The sequence below is a fragment of the Actinomadura sp. J1-007 genome, assembly GCF_009793335.1.
GTDB classification, from domain to species: domain Bacteria; phylum Actinomycetota; class Actinomycetes; order Streptosporangiales; family Streptosporangiaceae; genus Spirillospora; species Spirillospora yumaensis.
Window position 1 is genome coordinate 3,603,144 of the sequence record NZ_WING01000001.1, and the last position, 16,350, is coordinate 3,619,493.

Consider the following 16,350-nt stretch of genomic DNA (forward strand, 5'->3'; position numbering starts at 1 on the left):
CCCTGACCACTCCCAGGGGCGCGGCGCGGGCCGTTCCGCCGCCGCGTCGCGCGGGCCCGCCGGACGCGATGATCTCCTCCGTCCGTACGATTGCGGGACGTCGGACCGGAGGGGGACGGGTATGGGGCTGCGCCGCGAGGTCGCCGGGGGCGTCGGCACGGTCACGATCGACCGGCCCGCCAAGCGCAACGCCATGACGGCGGACATGTGGCGGGAGCTGCCCGGCCTGCTGGCCGGGCTCGCCGCCGACCCGGACGTGCGCGCCGTCGTGCTGACCGGCGCGGACGGCGACTTCTGCGCGGGCGCCGACATCTCCGAGCTGACCGAGATCGACCGGCGGGACGGCGGGCACCTGTCCACGGCCGCCGAGGAGGCGCTCGCCGCGTTCCCGAAGCCGACGATCGCCGCGATCGAGGGGTACTGCGTGGGCGGCGGCTGCCAGCTCGCGGCGGCGTGCGACCTGCGGTTCGCTGCCGAGGACGCCCGGTTCGGGATCACGCCCGCCAAGCTCGGGATCGTCTACCCGGTGGCGGCGACGGCGCGGATCGTCCGCCTCGTCGGCCCGTCCGCCGCCAAGTACCTGCTCTACTCCGCCGACCTGATCGGCGTCGAGCACGCCCTGCGCATCGGCCTGGTGGACGAGGTCGTCCCGGTCGGCGGCGGCGACGGGCTGCGGGCGCGGGTGGCGGCGTTCGCCGCCACGCTGGCGTCGCGGTCGCTGCTCACCCAGCGGGCCACCAAGGAGATCGTGGACGTCATCGCGTCCGGTGCCCCGCCCGCGCGGGTCGAGGAGACCGCCGGGGGCTGGCTGGACGAGGTCCCGAAGGGCGGCGACGCCGCGGAGGGCGTGGCCGCGTTCCTCGAACGCCGTCCGCCGGTCTTCACGTGGACGGCGCCCGCGCCCTAGCGCTTCACGGGCGGCCGCGAGGCGTCGTGGCGGCGCGCCGCCGGCAGGTGCGCGAGATGGGCGGACGCCTCACCGGGGTCCGCCGCGGACGCGGCCGTCCGCGCCTTGAGCAGCTCGGCCAGGGGCAGGACGCCGCACACGAGGGTCGCCGGCGTCCGGACGATCAGCAGGGGCCCGAGCCGTACCGTGCCCTCGCCGATCCCGCGCAACGCCTCCAGGAGCGCCTGCGCGGCGGCGTTCGGCGGCGCGGCGCCCTTCCGGTCGCACGCCGTGCGGAGCGTGTGGAGCAGGTCGAGGAAGTCGCGTTCCAGGCCGCGCGGGCTGCGTCCCGTCAGGTAGTAGCGGACGGGGCCCGGCTCGGACGGATGGACCAGCTCGACCCGCATCCCGTAGCTCTCGGCGAACCGCTCGTACGGGCCGCGCAGGCCGTGGCCGGGGACGGCGAGGGACCCGGCGACCACGTCGGCGGGGTCGGCGCCGAGGGACGTCGCGGCGGCCTGGTCGAGGCGCCGCGCGAGATGGCCGCGCAGCTCGGCGACCTCGGCGGCGAGCGCGTCGGCGGCCTCGCGCTGGCGGCCGAGCCTGGCGTTGATCTCCGGGACCATCCGCTCGTTGATCTGCGTGACGAGGGAGTGGACGCGGGCGTCGGTGCCGCGCAGCGACTCGTTCTCGCGGGACTGCTCGGCGGCGAGCCGCTCCAGGTCCTGCTCCAGGCGCTCGCCCCGCCCGGCCTCCAGCGCGTCCAGCCGCCGGGTCTGCTCGGCGCGGAACCGCTCAAGCTCGTCGCGGGTGCCCTTGAGCGCGCCGAGCTGGGTGCGGATGTCGGCGATCTCGGGCGCGTTCCCGGTCCGTTTGCGCTCGAACGCCAGGTACAGCTCGCGGCCCGCGATCGCCATGCAGAGCAGGATCAAGATCACCGTCATCGTGCGCCCTCCAACGGGCCCTCTCGCCGAGCAAGATAAGCCACCGGACGCGAGCCCGGATAGCCCGAAAGGGCGCGGAAGGCGGACGGCGGCTGCGCGGACCGTTCCGGAACGCGCCGGCGACGCCCGTACGGCGGGTCCGCCGCACGGCGCGGAGAGCTTTACGGATCAGTGGTCGAGGTAGGCCAGGACGGCGAGGACGCGGCGGTTGTCGTCGTCGGACACGGCGAGGTCGAGCTTGGCGAAGATGTTGGCGGTGTGCTTGGTGACGGCCCGCTCGGTGACGACGAGCGCCTGCGCGATCGCCGCGTTCGACCGTCCCTGCGCCATCAGCTCCAGCACCTCCCGCTCGCGGGGGGTGAGGCGGCCGAGCGGCTCGTCGCGGCTGCCGCGCGCGACCAGCCTGGAGATCACTTCGGGGTCCATGGCGGTGCCTCCCTGTGCGACCCGGCGGATCGCGTCGACGAACTGCGCGGCGTCGAACACCCGGTCCTTCAGCAGGTAGCCGATGCCTCCGGTGCCGTCGGCGAGCAGTTCCCGCGCGTAGAGCTGCTCGACGTACTGCGACAGCACGAGGACGGGCAGGCCCGGGACCTGGCGGCGGGCCTCCAGCGCGGCCTGGAGTCCCTCGTCGGTGAACGACGGGGGCAGGCGGACGTCGACCACCGCCACGTCCGGGCGGTGGTCGAGCAGCGCCTTGAGCAGCGACGGGCCGTTGTCGACGGCCGCGGCGATCTCGAAGCCGTGCGTCTCCAGCAGGGAGACCAGGCCCTCCCTCAGGAGAGCGAGGTCTTCGGCGAGGACAACGCGCACGGCAGCTCCAGGGTCACGAGGGTCGGCCCGCCGGGCGGCGAGTTGAGGGCGAGCACGCCGTCGAATGTACCGATCCTGCGCTCGATCCCGCGCAGTCCCGTCCCGGCGTCGAGGCGCGCGCCGCCGCGGCCGTCGTCGGTGACCGAGATCCGCAGCATGCCCGACTCGTACCGCAGGTCGATCCAGACGCGGCGGGCGCCGGAGTGCTTGGCGGCGTTGGTGAGGATCTCCGACACCGCGAAGTAGGCGGCGGACTCGACCGGCGGCTCCGCCCGTCCGGGCAGATCGACGGTCACCTCGACCTGGAGCGGGTGGTCGAGCGCGAGGGCCTTGACCGCGTCGCCGATGCCGCGGTCGGCGAGGACCGGCGGGTGGATGCCGCGGACGAGGTCGCGCAGCTCGCCGAGGGCCTTGGCGGACGACTCGCGGGTCTGGGCGAGCAGCAGCCGCGCCTTCTCCGGGTCCCGGTCGAGCAGGTGCTCGATCGCGCCGAGGCTCATGCCCATCGCGACCAGCCGGGCCTGCGCGCCGTCGTGCAGGTCGCGCTCGATCCGGCGCAGCTCGGCGGCGGAGGTGTCCACGGCGTCCGAACGGGTCTCGGTCAGGTGCCGGACGCGCAGCGCGAGCCGGGACTTCTCGGTCGGGCCGAGCAGCAGCCGCCCCCACCGGCCGTACGCCCGCAGCAGCGCCGGGCCGAACACGATCCCGGCGGCCAGGAACACGACCCCGAGCGCGGCGGTCTCGACGCGGGCGCCGGTGTCGTCGCCGTAGCCGCGGGTGACGTTGATCCACGCGTACCAGTCGTTGCCGCCCGCGTCGGCGATCAGCTCACCGGCGAACGCGGCGAGCAGCCAGCCCCACACCCCGTACAGCACGAGCAGGAACGACAGCGACGCGGTGAACAGGGCCACGAACGGGTCGGCGGCGAGCCAGGCCCAGTCGCGCCACGTCGCCGGGTCCGACATCAGCGCCACGAACCGCTTGACGTGCCCGTTCAGGCCCGTCCCGGTGTCCGGCAGGGGCAGGTAGGGGCGTTCGATCTCCGTGCCCGTCCACCGCGAGATCAGGTCGCGGTAGACGTTCAGCAGCCCGCGGACGGCCAGCAGCACCGGCGGCACGAGCAGCATCCCGATCCCGATCCCCACCAGCGACATCGCGGTGAGCAGGGCACAGGACAGGAGCAGCGCGGGCCAGGACATCAGCCACAACCGCAGTCCGTGCCAGGGCGCTCTGGCGTGCGCCGCGAGCCTGCCGTCTCTCGTGCTCACTTCCGCGTCCACGGTTTCCTCCGTACCTCGTCCGTCGTGCCGAGACCAGTCTCCGGCCGCGGAGCCCGATACGCAGTGTGCCTCCTTCCCGGAAGAGGGGTGTACCTGAGTACACCCCCCGAAATGCGACAACCCCCACCACGCAGGGCCGGAAGGGCCCGCACCGATTTCTTGGAGGGAGCGACTTTCCTGGAGAGGGCGACGGCCCTGGATGCCACCCGGGGCCGGGCCACCACTGCCCGGCCCCGGCTCATGGATGGCTTCGAAAGACCGAGGGGTCGTCCCGCCGATCCGGGCCGACCGGCGACGAGGCCGCGGGGCCCGTCGCCGCGAGGACCGCGGCGGCCTCCGGGGCCGTGCCGCCGAGTACGCGCGGGCCGATCATCGTTCCGTCCTCTCTGCCCCGACCCCGGGATTACTCTACGTAATTGCAACTACATAGAGTGACGACCGCGATGATTCGGTCCAGGGGGGCAGGGCGGCGTCACCCGGCGGCCCAGGCGCGGCTGACCTGGGGCGTTCCCGGCGCGCGTGCCGTCGCCCGCAACCGGAGATCCCGGGATCGCGGTGCTCTGCGATCCCGGGACCCCGGGTCTTGCCTCTTCGGTGAGCGGCCTGCACGTTCCGCCTCGGCGGCCCGTGCGGTGCCGCGGGCTCAGCCGCCCCCGCCCACGCCACCGAGCGCGCCGAGCACCGGTCCGAGGAGACCGCCCACCGGGCCGAGCTGTGCGGGAGCGGCGCTCGCGGGGCCGGACAGCAGCGTGAGGGCGGTCAGGGCCACCGCGGCGGCGGTCAAGGCCCGTAGCGACGTGCGGACAGTACGCATGTGAACTGCTCCAATCACGGAGAGTGCTCTTCTGACCACGCCATGCTGGCATAGGGGCGGCGGTGACTTCCGCCGCCCGCACCGTCCGGGGAGCGGATCGCGGTATCCGGTACCGGGAGAAGCCTCGGCACGCGGAGGCGTGTCGGACGCTTGGAACGGACAGCCGGACCACGGGCGCGGCCGAAGGGACCGCCGTCGGCGGCCGGGGCGGGCGGGGCAAGCCGGGCGCGTTCCGGAGCAGAGAAGTGCGTCCGGCCGGAGTGGTGTCGCCGGGCGTGCGCGGGCCGGGCGGGTCAGGCGTACGAGTCGTGGCCGGCGAAGAGTTCGATCAGGGCCTGGACGTCGTGGTCGGCCTCGACGGGGTGGCGGAACGGTCGGGCGCCGTTGACGGTGTAGGTGTTGCGGCGGCCGACGCGGGTGCGGGTGAGGTAGCCGGCCTCTTCGAGATCGGTGATGATCAGTTGCGCGGCGCGCTCGGTGATCCCGATCGCCTGCGCCACGTCCCGCACGCGCAGGTCCGGCTGGCGGGCGATGCAGATCAGCACCCGCGCGTGGTTGGTCAGGAACGTCCACGGCTTGCCGTCGCGGGGTGGTGTGCTCCCCATGCGCCTACCTCATCGTCCGTGCTCGTCCGGCGCCGGGGCGCGCGCCCGCGGGCGCGGCCGCCGGGCCGGTGCCGCTTCACCGCCGGTATGCCGGAGGTGCACGTTTCCCGAACATTATACGATCGGCTTTTGACGAATAATATTTCGTGTAACATTCTTGGTGCTTCTGACGCTCCGCGTTCGACCGGTCGGCCAGAGGGGAGGGCCCGCGTGTACGCGCACTCCGCCGGGCGGCGGCCCGCGCCGGGCCCCGGCTCGCAGCGTTCCGGCGCTCCGGCCCGTCCGGGCAGGCCGAGTCTGGAGACGCGGTCGCGCGCTCACGGGCCCGCCACCGTTCTGGCGCTGGCGGGGGACCTCGTGGCGGACACGGTGGTGACGGCCGAGGCGCGCATCCTGACCACGGTCGTGCTGTCCCCGCGGCCCCTGCGGCTGGTGCTGGACCTGTCCGGCGTCGGCGCGGTCGACTCCCAGGGGCCGCCCTGCTGGCCAAGACCCGTTTCGCCGTACGCGCCGCTCGCGGCACCCTGCACCTGGTCGCGCCCTACGGCAGTCCGGCCCGCCGGGTCCTGAACCGGCATCTGCTGAAGTCCGCGGTGCAGCGGGTCGAGGACCTCGACACCGAATTCGGCATCGCGCCCGCGGGTTCCTGAGGCACGGATCGTCCGGCCGGACGGCGAAAGCCCTCGGCGCGACGCCCGACCGGGACCCCGACGCGCCGTTCCCGGACGGTCGGGGGCCCGGTTCGGTTCGGGCGTCAGGCGCCGGTGTACGCGCCCTCCCGGATGTCCTCGACCAGGGTCGGCCCGGTCGGGGTCCACGCGAGCATCTCGCGGGTGCGTTCGCTCGAAGCGGTCATGTCCATCCCGAAGAACCTGCCGACGAACCCGAAATGCTCGGCGGCGTCCTGCGGGGCGACTGATGTCACCGGGAGGTCGAGAACGGCTCCGACGGACTCGGCGATCGTACGAGTGGAAACGGCCTTTTCCGCGGTCGCGTGCAGGCGCGATCCGGCGGGCGCCCCCTCCAGCCCGAGCCGGATGAGCCGCGCAGCGTCGGTACGGTGCACCGCTGACCAGGCCGCGGAACCGTCGCCGATGAAGGCGGAGACGCCGTGCCGACGGGCGGCGGCCACGACGGAGGCGATGAAGCCCGGGTCGCCCGTGCCGTGCACCGACGGGGCGAAACGGACGCTCATGGCGCGGACTCCGCGGCGGGCGTAGTCGAGCGCCAGGTTCTCGCTGCCGCCTCGCGGGGAGTCCAGGCCGACGGCAGGTGACGGGTCCGTCTCCAGCGCCGGGCGTCCCTGGACGAGTCCGGAGAGCGCACTCGCGACCGCGAAAGCCCGGTCGGTGCCGGCCAACGCTTCGGCGATGGTCTCCACCGCGCCCCGTTCGGCGCGGTTGGTAGCGGCCGGGTCGGCCCAGTCGTGCTTGTTGGCGAGATGGACGACCGCTTCGGCGTCGCGAGCCCCGCGGCGGATCGCGTCGAGGTCGTCGAGGTCCCCGAGCAGGGGCGTCGCGCCCTTGCCCTTGAGCGACGCCGCGGCGTTCTCCGACCGGGCCAATCCGACGACGTCGTGCCCTGCTCGCAGCAGCTCGTCAACGGTCGCCGATCCGATCCAGCCCGTTGCTCCGGTAACGAACACACGCATGTGCGTGCCCTCCTTCAGCCCTTCCGGGCCATGCAGTGGGTGCGGGACCCGGACCCGTACGCGGACGGGCGCCACCGGTCCGGCACCGAGTTTCGAGTCACCGTGTCCCGAAAAGGTAGCACATTCGAGGCATGGTGTCTCGATATAGTCGGGGCATGAACGAGGAGCGCGGTCGAGGCGGACGTCCCCGGAGCGAGCAGGCGAGGACGGCCGTCCTGCAGGCCGTGGACGACCTGCTGCTGGAGGTCGGCTACGCGGCCATGACCATGAAGGGCATCGCGGAACGGGCCGGAGTGGGCCGCCAGACCGTGTACCGGTGGTGGTCGACCAAGGCGGAGATCCTTTTCGAGGCCAGCGTCGCCGACGCGGAGGAGGAGCTCGCGATCGGCCCGGCGGGCGCTCCGCTGGACGACCTCACGGCCTATCTGGAAGCCCTCGTGCGCTTCCTCGCGCATTCACCGGCCGGCGCCGCCTACCGGGCGCTGCTCGCCGCAGCGCAGCAGGACTCCGCCGTCGCGGAACTGCTCGCGTCCAAGGACGTGCTGGGAGACAGCGCCCGAGGCGTGGTGGAACGAGTCGTCCGGCAGGAGGCCGCGTCGATCCCGGTCGATCTGGCCACCGCGCTGCTGATCGGCCCGCCCTTCTTCTGGATCCTGAGCGGACGCGATCCCTCCGGGCTCGCGGCGCGGGAACTGGCCGAGGCGTTCATGGACGGGCTTCACGCGCGGAAGGCGCGCTGAGCGACGAGCCGTTCCCCCGAGGTGCGCGCGGCTGGGCGAGGAGGACGGCCGCGACCAGGACCGCCACCCCGCCCAGTTGGACCGGCCCCAGCGACTGGTGCAGGAAGACGTAGCCGAGCACGGTCGCGCACAGCGGTGAGGCCAGGGACAGCAGCGAGACCAGCAGCGCGGGCAGGCGCGACAGGCCGCGGAACCACAGGGCGTACGCGATCATCGCGCCGACGACGCTCAGATACAGGAAGCCGCCGGCGTTGCCCCACGTCAGACCGTCCGGCAGCGACTCGCCGGCCAGCGTGACCGGCAGCAGGACGAGGCCGCCGACGGTGAGCTGCCAGCCGGTGAACGTCAGCAGCGTCACATCCGCCGGGCGCCCCCAGCGCTTCGTCAGCACGATGCCCACGGCCATGGACGCGGCCCCGAGCACGCCGGCCAGCACGCCGACCCCGTCCAGGTGGACGCCCGGCTCCAGCACGAGGAGCGCGACGCCCGCGATGCCGAGCACGCACGAGACGACGTGCGCGGCCCGGATCGGCTCCTTGAGCAGGACGCCGCCCAGCAGCAGAACGATCATCGGCTGCGTGGACATGACCAGCGCCGCCACCCCGCCCGGCAGGTGGTAGGCGGCGAGGAACAGCAGGTAGAAGAACGCGCCGATGTTGAGCACGCCGAGCACCAGTGCGCGCCACCACCAGATCCCCCTGGGCAGGACGCGGCCGACCAGCAGCAGGACGATCCCGGCGGGCAGGGCTCGGACGGTGGACGCCAGCAGCGGGCGGTCGGGCGGCAGGAACTCGGTCGTGACCAGATAGGTGGAGCCCCAGACGGCGGGCGCCAGGGCGGTCAGCGCGGACGTGGCCGCGGTGCGTTCGCCGCTCGTCGCCGGTATCCCTGAGTCGGACATGCCCACGACTTTGCTGTAATGGGCTTGTGCAGGGGAACCATTACTACGGCGATGTGCTGAACTTCGTGACCGAGCTCACCAACCGTCCGCCGACCGATCCCGACGAGCTGACGCGCCGATGGCACGCCGCCGGCCTCGGCACCGGCCGAACGGCCGACGCCCGGGACCTCGCCGAGACACGCGAGTTCCTCGCCCGCTGGACCGAGGTGATCGACGCGGAGACCGAAGAGGAGCGCGTGCGGCTGCTGAACGCCCTGCTCGCCGAGACGGCCGCCTACCCGCGGATCACCGGCCACGGCGGCACCGCCTGGCACCTGCACTACCGCGACGACGGCGTGCACCTGGCAGCGGTGCTCCGCGCGGTCGCGGTGGTGGCCGCCGCCAAGCACCTGACGCAGTTCGGAATGCACAGGCTCGGCCGCTGCGCGTTGAAGGAATGCGGATTCGCCTTCGTGGACATGACCCGAGGAGGCCGCCAGCGCTACTGCACCCGGACCTGCGCCAACCGCGACGCCGTCCGCCGCCACCGAGCCAGAACCGCCGCGAAGCCGACCCCGCCACGACCCGGCGGCGCAAGGGCCGTGGTCGGTCCGCGCCGTCCGCGTCGCGGGCCGCCCGCAGGCTGAGGATCTCCGCGGCAACGCTGCTCACCAACGAACCGGAAGGCGGCATCACGCTCCGAGCCCCCGTCTCGCTGTCGCCGCCGATTTGAAACGATCGTTCCTGATGGCGTAGCCTGATCTTCATGTCCAGGGCGCGGGAGTTCGACGAGGAGCGGGTGCTCGACGCCGCCATGGAGGCGTTCTGGGAGCGCGGGTACGCCGCCACGTCCGCGCAGGCCCTGGTGGACAGCACCGGTTTGGGGCGCAGCAGCCTCTACAACGCCTTCACCAGCAAGCACCGGCTCTACCAGCTGGCGCTGCGCCGATACCTGGAGCGCAACACCGAGGCCGACATCGCGCTGCTGGACGAGCCCGGTCCGGTGAAGGAGCACATCCGGGAGCTGATGCTCGGGGTGATCGACGCCGAACTCGGCGATCCCGGGCGGCGGGGCTGCCTGGCGGTGAACGCCGCGATCGAGCTGGCCGGCAAGGACGAGGCGGTCACCGTCCTGGTTCGGCGCACCTTCGCCCGGGTCGAGGAGGCGCTGACGGCGGCCCTGGAACGCGGCCAGCGGGCCGGTGAGATCACCGGCGAGCGCAGCGCCGCCACCCTGGCGCGGTTCGTCCTGAACGCCGTCTACGGACTGCGGGTGCTCGGCAAGGCCGCCACCGATCGGGAGCGACTGGTGGAGGTGGTGGACGCGACGGTCGACGCGCTGTGAGGCGGCGCGCGAGTTTTTTTTACCCTCTTTTTCGAACGATCATTACACATGGAGGTCATCATGTCCCTGTCCGGAAAGACGCTTCTGGTGACCGGGGCGAGCCAGGGGATCGGTCTGGCCGTCGCCACCGGAGCGATCGCGCAGGGCGCCCGGGTGGCCGGCGTGGCCCGCACGATCAGCCCGGCCCTCAAGGCCGTCGGAGCGCATCCGGTCGCGGTGGACCTGGCCACCGCCGAAGGCCCGGGCGAGGCGGTACGCCAAGCCGTCGACGCGCTCGGCGGCATCGACGTCCTGGTCAACAACGTGGGCGCCTTCGAGGCGCGGCTGGAAGGGTTCGGCGCGATCACCGACACCCAGTGGCAGCACACCTTCGAGGTCAACTTCTTCTCCGCCGTGCGCGCGATCCGCGCCGCCCTGCCGTCCCTGCTGGAACGCCAAGGAGCGATCGTGAACGTCTCCTCGATCCGCGGGCGCTTCCCCCAGCCCGGCACGGTCGACTACGGAGCGTCCAAGGCCGCGCTGACCAACCTGGGCAAGGCGCTGGCCGAGGAACTCGGGCCGCGCGGGATACGGGTCAACAGCGTCTCCCCTGGACCGACCCGCACTCCGGCCTGGGACGGCGAGCACGGCATCGGCGCGACGCTCGCGGCGGCCAGCGGGAGCACCGTCGCCGAGCTCCTGGCCGGCCTCCCGGCCAAGGCGGGCTTCAACACCGGGCGACTCACCGAACCCGACGAAGTCGCCGCCCTCGTGCTGTTCCTGGCCTCCGGCCAGGCCCGCAACATCAACGGCGCCGACTACATCATCGACGGCGGCCAATCCAAGACGGCCTGACGGGGCCCTGCCGACGATCCGAGCGCTGGGCGCTTAGACCCAGCGCCCGGGTCGGACACGTTGTAACGGCCCATCGCACACCACTTTGTAGGTTGGACCTAAATTTTGGTTTGACCCATGATGTGTGCTGAGCCTACTGTTAGGTCCGACCTAAGTAAGTGTCGGGGCCGGGGAGGTTCAGGTGGCTGTCGTCGCTCGTGGCGAAGCGGGGGAGGACGCCTCGGGGCGGCTGGATCCGAAGCTGCTGCGGCTCGCGTTCGTGCTGGTGCTCGGGCCGATCCTGGCGATGCTGGACACCACGATCGTCAACGTCGGGATCGAGGCGGTGGCGGGGGAGTTCGGGAGTCCGCTCGCGACGGTCCAGTGGGTGTCGGCCGGGTACCTGCTCGCGGTCTCGGCCGTCATGCCGCTGTCGGGATGGGCGGCCGAGCGGTTCGGCGCGGGGCGGATGTGGACGGTGTCGGTGGCGCTGTTCGTGCTCGGCTCCGCGCTGTGCGGGATGGCCTGGTCGGCGGGCAGCCTGATCGTGTTCCGGGTGCTCCAGGGCGTCGGGGGCGGCATGATCCAGCCGCTCGGGCAGGCGATGATCGCGCGGGCGGCGGGGCCGTCCCGGATCGGGCGGGTCATGGGGATCACGGTGCTGCCGCTGACGTTCGCGCCGGTGGCCGGGCCGGTGCTGGGCGGGGTGATCCTCCAGCACCTCGACTGGCGGTGGATGTTCCTGGTGAACGTGCCGGTCGGGCTGGTCACGCTGCTGCTCGCGGCGCGGGTGCTGCCGAAGGACCCGCCGCGGGACGAACGGGGCGGGCGGCTCGACCTCGTCGGGTTCGTGCTGCTGTCGCCGGGGCTCGCGGCGCTGGTGTACGGGCTGTCGGAGGCGGGCGACCGGGGGTTCGGGACGGTACGGGTCGGCGGGGCGGTCGCGGCGGGGGCCGTCCTGCTGGCGGCGTACGGGGCGCACGCGATGAGGGGGAAGGCGGCGCCGCTGATCGACCTGCGGCTGTTCGCGCGGCGCGGGTTCGCGGTGGCGACGGCCAACTCGTTCCTCCAGGGCGCGGCGCTCTACAGCTCGATGCTGCTGCTGCCGCTGTACTACCAGCGGGTCGAGCACGCGAGCGCGCTGGAGGCCGGGCTGCTCATCGCGCCGCAGGCCCTCGGGACGGCCCTGGTGTCGTTCCTCGCCGGGAAGATCGCCGACCGGGTCGGGCCGCGCCCGCTGATCCTCACCGGGATCGTCATGACGATGGCGGGGACGGTGGCGTTCACCCAGCTCGGTTCGGATCCGGCGGGGTGGCTGCTGGTCGCGTCGCTGGTGCTGCGCGGCGCGGGCCTCGGCGTGGTCATGGCGCCGGGCATGGCCGCGATCTACTCCAGCGTCGCCCCGCACGAGGCGCCCCGTGCGGCGGGCGCCGTCAACACCCTCAACCGGATCGGCGGCTCGCTCGGCACTGCCGTGCTCGCCGTCGTCCTCCAGGGACGGATCGAGGCGCATGCGCCCGGCGGGGCGGCGTCCGCGTTCGGCGAGACGTTCTGGTGGGCGCTCGGACTGTCGGCCGTCACGCTGATCCCCGCGCTGTTCTATCCGACCAAGAAGTGAAGGGAAGCGGATGCGCGTCACCGATGGTGAAGGGCTGCGGCTGCTGAGCGTGCACGCCCATCCGGACGACGAGTCGAGCAAGGGCGCGGCGACGCTCGCCAGGTACGCCGACGAGGGCGTGGACGTCCTGGTGGCGACCTGCACGGGCGGCGAGCGCGGCAGCGTGCTCAACCCGCGCATGGACCGTCCCGAGGTCCGGGCGCGGCTGGCCGAGATCCGTAGGGAGGAGATGGACGCGGCGCGGAGGATTCTTGGTGTACGGCAGCGTTTCCTCGGGTTCGTCGATTCGGGCCTGCCGGGAGAGGGCGAGGCGCTGCCCGACGGGTGTTTTGCTTTGCAGGAGTTGGAGTCCGCGGCGCGTCCGCTCGTGGCGTTGATCCGCGAGTTCCGGCCGCATGTCGTCGTGACGTACGACGAGACGGGCGGCTATCCGCATCCCGACCACGTGAAGACGCACGAGGTCACGGTGGAGGCGTTCGACGCGGCGGGCGATCCGGGGCGTTATCCCGGAACGGGTGAGCCGTGGTCGCCGCTGAAGCTGTACTACCAGGGCGCGTTCTCGCGGGCGTGGTTCCAGGCGCTGCACGACGCGATGACGGCGCGCGGCGTCGTGTCGGCCATCGGCCCGCTGCTGGACGAGTGGCCTGACACCGCGCCGGAACTGGACGTCACGACGCGCGTGCGGTGCGAGGCGTACTTCGCGGTACGCGACCGCGCCCTGCTCGCGCACGCGACGCAGATCGACCCGGACGCGGGCTTCATGCTGCATCCGCGCGACGTCGAACGGGACGTGTGGCCGACCGAGGACTACCGGCTCGCCCGTTCGCTCGTCGCGGCGGAGCTTCCGGAGGACGACCTGTTCGCGGGCGTCAGAGCGCCACGAACGTCAGCCCGCGCTTCTTCAGCTTCGGGATGACCTTGCCGAGGGCGGAGAGGGTCTGGGAGCGGTCGCCGCCGCCGTCGTGGCACAGCATGATGTTGCCCGCCTTGCTGCCGAGCAGCGTGCGGCGGATGTGCCCGACGCCGGGACGCGACCAGTCGCGCGGGTCCACGGCCCAGTCGATCGGCAGCAGGCCGTTCTCGGCGACGAGTTCGAGGACGGTCTTGGACCACGCGCCGCCGGGCGACCGGAAGAACTGCGGCAGGACGCCCGTCACGTCGGCGACGCGCTCGTTGGCCTCGACGATCTCCCTGCGCACCCGCTTCTCCGACAGCCCGGCGATGGTGATCGGGTGCGTCATCGTGTGGTTGCACACCTGGTGGCCGGCGTCGGCGATGCGGCGGGTCAGCTTCGGCATCTCCTTGACCTGCTCGCCGATGATGAAGAACGTCGCGTGGATCTGGTGCTCGGCCAGCAGGTCGAGCACCCGCGGCGTCCACGTCGGGTGCGGGCCGTCGTCGATGGTCAGCGCGATCGTCTGCGGCGGCGGCGCCGGGGACAGCTCCGACAGGTCGCGGACCGGCGTCTTCAGCGCCGTCAGCTTCGCGGGCGTCCACGGCGCGGGCCGGGGCGTCGGGGTGGGGGTCGGCGTGGGCGTCGGCGTCGGATGGATCAGCGCCCTCGGCCGGGGCGCGCCCGTCGCCGCCGCCGCGTGGTGCCCGCCTGCCTGGCGTGCGCCGTCCGCTCCCAGCGCGCCGAGCCCGGCCGCCGCCCCCATCAGCCAGAGTGCCTTGCGGCGGGATGGCTCGCCCGACTCACTTTCCGCCACAACTCCCACGCTATCGGGATCGGTGGGGTCGAGGCGGCCGTAATCAGATCACAATAGGTTCAATTGGGATGACCTTCACGACACGGACGCGAGCGCGTCGATCTCGACGAGCATCGACGGGTGCGGCAGCTCGACCGCGACCGTCGTCCGGCACGGCAGCACGCCGCTCGGGCAGTTCTCGGTGACGAACGCCGAGTACGCCTCGTTCATCGCCGCGAAGTCGTCGCGCGTCGTCAGGTAGACGCGGAACATCAGCACGTCGTCCACGCTCGCGCCGCCCGCCTCCAGGACCGCCTTGATGTTCTCCAGCACGCGCCGCGTCTGCGCCTTCACATCGCCGGGGTGCACGTACTCGCCCGTCGCCGGGTCCTGCGGGCCCTGCCCGGACACCTGGAGCAGCGGCCCCTTCCGGACGCCCTGCGAGAACACGGGCAGGGGGGTGGGCGCGCCGTCGGTGACGACGCGGGTCTTGTCGCTCAAGGTGTTGCCTTTCTCTCTGTTCTCTCGGTGTGGCCGCAGTCGGCCGAGATCGCCCGCGCGGTGGCGAGCAGGTCGGGCAGCAGGTCGCCGACGCGGTCGCCGCTGAGCACCACGTCCGGCACGGAGATGGACGCCGCCGCGACGACCCGTCCGCCCGCGTCCCGGACGGGCGCGGCGACGCAGCGGATGAACGTCTCGTGCTCGGCGTCGTCGGTCGCGTACCCGCGCTCGGCGACGCGGGCCAGCTCGGCGAGCAGCTCGCGCGGCCCGGTGATGGTGCGCTCGGTGAACGGGGTGTACTCGATGCCGTCGGCGACGCGGCGGCGCAGGTCCTCGGGCAGGTCGGCGAGCAGCACCTTGGCGATCGCGGTCGCGTGCAGCGGCATCCGCAGCCCGACCCGCGAGTACATCCGGATCGAGTGCCGCGAGTCGTACTTGTCGAGGTAGACGACCTCGCCGCCCTCGTACACGCCGAGGTGCACGGTCTGCCCGGTCGCCTCGTTCAGCCGGGCGAGGTGCGGGGCGGCGATCGCGCGGATGCCGCGCTGCTCCAGGGCCGCGCCCGACAGCGCGAACAGCCGCGACCCGAGGTGGTAGCGGTGGCCGTCGTCGCGGTGCACGAACCGCTCCTCCTCCAGCGCGCGCAGCAGCCGCATCACGGTCGTCTTGTGCACGCCGACGGTCGCGGCGAGCTCGTCGAGCGTGCGCGGCCCCTCGCCCAGCTCGACGAGGATCGCGAGGCCGCGTCCCAGGCTCTGGCTCATCCCGCCCCCACTCTCGTCGCGGCCCACTCCTCCGGCGCCGCCGCGAGCAGCTTCTCGACGCGCTCGGGCGCGGGCGGCGGGCCGTGGTCGCCGTGCACCACGAGCGTGGCGGCGGCGGCGAGGTGGCCGAGACGCAGGCAGCGCCGGCGGTCGTACCCGCGGAGCGTACCGGCCAGGTATCCGGCGGCGAACGCGTCCCCCGCCCCGACGCGCTCGACGACGTCGACGGACAGCGCGGGCTCGGACACCGGCGGGCCGTCGCGGTCGACCGCGCTCGCGCGGCGCGCGTCGTCCTTGACGACGATCGTCGCCGGGCCGGGCAGCAGCGCGCGCAGCCCCTCGGGGTCGCCGGTGCCGAGCGCCTCGGCGGCCTCGTCGGCGCCGAGCAGCACGATGTCGGCCGCGTCCAGCAGCGCGCGCAGCACGGCGGGGTCGCGGCGCCGCCACAGCGCGGGCCGCCAGTTGAGGTCGAAGCTCACCGCCTGCCCCGGCGGGCGCGGCCGCTCCAGCAGCGCGCGGACGAGGGCGAGCGCGCCGTCCGACAGCGCCGCGGTGATCCCGGACAGGTGGACGAGCCGCGCCCGCGTCAGCATCGCCGCGGCCGGACCCGGCCCGTCGAGCAGGCCGGGGCCGAGCGCCGAGCCCGCCGAGCCGTCGCGGTAGTAGTGCAGGACGCTGCCCTGAGGACCGGTCTCCTTGACGTACAGTCCGGTCGGCCGTTCGGCGTCGACCGTCACGGCGCTGGTGTCGATGCCGCCGGCGGCGAGCTCGCGGACGACGCGCCGCCCGAAGCCGTCGGCGCCGACCCGTCCGATCCACGCGGCGGGTACGCCGAAGGCGACCAGCCCGCGCGCCACGTTGGCCTCGGCGCCGCCGATGGCGGAGCGGAACGCGGCGACGTCCTCCAGCGGGCCGGGACGGTCGGGCAGGAGCGCCGCCATCGTTTCGCCCACGCAGACCGCCGTCGGTGAGCTTTCCATCGGCCCCTCTCGGAGTTCGGGTCACGAT

Annotated in this window: 19 protein-coding genes; 8 read left to right on the forward strand and 11 right to left on the reverse strand. The window is 73.1% G+C overall.

What is annotated here, in order from left to right:
* The first annotated feature begins 121 nt into the window (after positions 1 to 121).
* Positions 122 to 907 (forward strand): enoyl-CoA hydratase/isomerase family protein, encoded by a 786-nt coding sequence (locus GEV43_RS16340; protein WP_160821436.1) that lies wholly within the window; start codon positions 122 to 124, stop codon positions 905 to 907.
* Here the strand turns inward: GEV43_RS16340 and GEV43_RS16345 are convergent.
* From GEV43_RS16345 to GEV43_RS16365, 5 genes are all read right to left on the reverse strand, one after another.
* Complete coding sequence (locus tag GEV43_RS16345) at positions 904 to 1,830, reverse strand: hypothetical protein (RefSeq protein WP_160821437.1); 927 nt, start codon at positions 1,828 to 1,830, stop codon at positions 904 to 906. The two genes, GEV43_RS16340 and GEV43_RS16345, sit on opposite strands and share 4 nt — an antisense overlap.
* Before the next feature lie 168 nt (positions 1,831 to 1,998).
* The gene (locus GEV43_RS16350; protein ID WP_160821438.1) at positions 1,999 to 2,643 is read right to left on the reverse strand and encodes a response regulator transcription factor; all 645 of its coding nucleotides are present in this window, start codon (positions 2,641 to 2,643) and stop codon (positions 1,999 to 2,001) included.
* Complete coding sequence (locus GEV43_RS16355) at positions 2,607 to 3,923, reverse strand: sensor histidine kinase (RefSeq protein ID WP_309239662.1); 1,317 nt, start codon at positions 3,921 to 3,923, stop codon at positions 2,607 to 2,609. The genes GEV43_RS16350 and GEV43_RS16355 overlap by 37 nt, the downstream gene beginning before the upstream one ends.
* Positions 3,924 to 4,566: 643 nt before the next feature.
* A complete protein-coding gene (locus tag GEV43_RS16360; protein ID WP_160821439.1) occupies positions 4,567 to 4,737 on the reverse strand; it encodes a hypothetical protein in 171 nt (56 codons plus the stop codon).
* Between the two features lie 293 nt (positions 4,738 to 5,030).
* Positions 5,031 to 5,342 carry a winged helix-turn-helix domain-containing protein gene (locus GEV43_RS16365; protein WP_160821440.1) on the reverse strand — a complete coding sequence of 104 codons (312 nt, stop codon included), beginning with the start codon at positions 5,340 to 5,342 and terminating at the stop codon, positions 5,031 to 5,033.
* A 210-nt stretch (positions 5,343 to 5,552) separates the two neighbouring features.
* Here GEV43_RS16365 and GEV43_RS16370 point away from each other — a divergent pair, with 210 nt between their 5' ends.
* The gene (locus tag GEV43_RS16370; protein WP_160821441.1) at positions 5,553 to 5,912 is read left to right on the forward strand and encodes a hypothetical protein; all 360 of its coding nucleotides are present in this window, start codon (positions 5,553 to 5,555) and stop codon (positions 5,910 to 5,912) included.
* A gap of 184 nt (positions 5,913 to 6,096) precedes the next feature.
* Here GEV43_RS16370 and GEV43_RS16375 read toward each other — a convergent pair whose 3' ends face one another.
* Entirely contained in the window at positions 6,097 to 6,993 is an 897-nt protein-coding gene (locus GEV43_RS16375; protein WP_160821442.1) for an NAD-dependent epimerase/dehydratase family protein, read from the reverse strand.
* A 155-nt stretch (positions 6,994 to 7,148) separates the two neighbouring features.
* Here GEV43_RS16375 and GEV43_RS16380 point away from each other — a divergent pair, with 155 nt between their 5' ends.
* Entirely contained in the window at positions 7,149 to 7,733 is a 585-nt protein-coding gene (locus GEV43_RS16380) for a TetR/AcrR family transcriptional regulator (protein ID WP_160821443.1), read from the forward strand.
* Here the strand turns inward: GEV43_RS16380 and GEV43_RS16385 are convergent.
* On the reverse strand, positions 7,699 to 8,634 hold the full coding sequence (locus GEV43_RS16385; protein WP_160821444.1) for an EamA family transporter: 936 nt from the start codon (positions 8,632 to 8,634) through the stop codon (positions 7,699 to 7,701). The genes GEV43_RS16380 and GEV43_RS16385 overlap by 35 nt on opposite strands.
* Before the next feature lie 26 nt (positions 8,635 to 8,660).
* On the opposite strand from GEV43_RS16385, the gene GEV43_RS16390 reads away from it, so the two are divergent.
* The 5 genes from GEV43_RS16390 (at position 8,661) to mca (ending at position 13,305) form a co-directional block, all read left to right on the forward strand.
* Positions 8,661 to 9,260, forward strand: a complete 600-nt coding sequence (locus tag GEV43_RS16390) for a CGNR zinc finger domain-containing protein (RefSeq protein ID WP_160821445.1) — start codon at positions 8,661 to 8,663, stop codon at positions 9,258 to 9,260.
* Between the two features lie 119 nt (positions 9,261 to 9,379).
* Positions 9,380 to 9,958 carry a TetR/AcrR family transcriptional regulator gene (locus GEV43_RS16395; RefSeq protein ID WP_160821446.1) on the forward strand — a complete coding sequence of 193 codons (579 nt, stop codon included), beginning with the start codon at positions 9,380 to 9,382 and terminating at the stop codon, positions 9,956 to 9,958.
* Between the two features lie 60 nt (positions 9,959 to 10,018).
* Positions 10,019 to 10,792: an SDR family NAD(P)-dependent oxidoreductase gene (locus GEV43_RS16400; RefSeq protein WP_241682931.1), complete on the forward strand. Its 774-nt coding sequence runs from the start codon at positions 10,019 to 10,021 to the stop codon at positions 10,790 to 10,792.
* Between the two features lie 181 nt (positions 10,793 to 10,973).
* Entirely contained in the window at positions 10,974 to 12,389 is a 1,416-nt protein-coding gene (locus GEV43_RS16405; protein ID WP_206681184.1) for a DHA2 family efflux MFS transporter permease subunit, read from the forward strand.
* Positions 12,390 to 12,399: 10 nt separating this feature from the next.
* Positions 12,400 to 13,305, forward strand: a complete 906-nt coding sequence (mca, locus tag GEV43_RS16410; RefSeq protein WP_160821448.1) for a mycothiol conjugate amidase Mca — start codon at positions 12,400 to 12,402, stop codon at positions 13,303 to 13,305.
* On the opposite strand, the gene GEV43_RS16415 is transcribed toward mca, so the two are convergent.
* The 4 genes from GEV43_RS16415 to GEV43_RS16430 all read right to left on the reverse strand — a co-directional run bounded on the left by GEV43_RS16415 (position 13,259) and on the right by GEV43_RS16430 (position 16,295).
* Positions 13,259 to 14,098, reverse strand: coding sequence for a polysaccharide deacetylase family protein (locus GEV43_RS16415; RefSeq protein ID WP_309239663.1), 840 nt, complete (start codon positions 14,096 to 14,098; stop codon positions 13,259 to 13,261). The genes mca and GEV43_RS16415 overlap by 47 nt on opposite strands.
* Before the next feature lie 75 nt (positions 14,099 to 14,173).
* The gene (locus GEV43_RS16420) at positions 14,174 to 14,578 is read right to left on the reverse strand and encodes a RidA family protein (protein WP_160821449.1); all 405 of its coding nucleotides are present in this window, start codon (positions 14,576 to 14,578) and stop codon (positions 14,174 to 14,176) included.
* Positions 14,575 to 15,342, reverse strand: coding sequence for an IclR family transcriptional regulator (locus GEV43_RS16425; RefSeq protein ID WP_160821450.1), 768 nt, complete (start codon positions 15,340 to 15,342; stop codon positions 14,575 to 14,577). The genes GEV43_RS16420 and GEV43_RS16425 overlap by 4 nt, the downstream gene beginning before the upstream one ends.
* Positions 15,339 to 16,295, reverse strand: a complete 957-nt coding sequence (locus tag GEV43_RS16430) for a sugar kinase (protein WP_309239664.1) — start codon at positions 16,293 to 16,295, stop codon at positions 15,339 to 15,341. Before GEV43_RS16430 ends, GEV43_RS16425 begins: the two co-directional genes overlap by 4 nt.
* Between the last annotated feature and the right edge of the window lie 55 nt (positions 16,296 to 16,350).

Coding starts and splice junctions, on each gene's coding strand:
- GEV43_RS16380 (WP_160821443.1), top strand. CDS start 7,149: ATGAACGAGGAGCGCGGTCGAGGCGGACGTCCCCGGAGCGAGCAGGCG.
- GEV43_RS16365 (WP_160821440.1), bottom strand. CDS start 5,342: ATGGGGAGCACACCACCCCGCGACGGCAAGCCGTGGACGTTCCTGACC.
- GEV43_RS16385 (WP_160821444.1), bottom strand. CDS start 8,634: ATGTCCGACTCAGGGATACCGGCGACGAGCGGCGAACGCACCGCGGCC.
- GEV43_RS16425 (WP_160821450.1), bottom strand. CDS start 15,342: ATGAGCCAGAGCCTGGGACGCGGCCTCGCGATCCTCGTCGAGCTGGGC.
- GEV43_RS16395 (WP_160821446.1), top strand. CDS start 9,380: ATGTCCAGGGCGCGGGAGTTCGACGAGGAGCGGGTGCTCGACGCCGCC.
- GEV43_RS16375 (WP_160821442.1), bottom strand. CDS start 6,993: ATGCGTGTGTTCGTTACCGGAGCAACGGGCTGGATCGGATCGGCGACC.
- GEV43_RS16345 (WP_160821437.1), bottom strand. CDS start 1,830: ATGACGGTGATCTTGATCCTGCTCTGCATGGCGATCGCGGGCCGCGAG.
- GEV43_RS16340 (WP_160821436.1), top strand. CDS start 122: ATGGGGCTGCGCCGCGAGGTCGCCGGGGGCGTCGGCACGGTCACGATC.
- mca (WP_160821448.1), top strand. CDS start 12,400: ATGCGCGTCACCGATGGTGAAGGGCTGCGGCTGCTGAGCGTGCACGCC.
- GEV43_RS16360 (WP_160821439.1), bottom strand. CDS start 4,737: ATGCGTACTGTCCGCACGTCGCTACGGGCCTTGACCGCCGCCGCGGTG.
- GEV43_RS16400 (WP_241682931.1), top strand. CDS start 10,019: ATGTCCCTGTCCGGAAAGACGCTTCTGGTGACCGGGGCGAGCCAGGGG.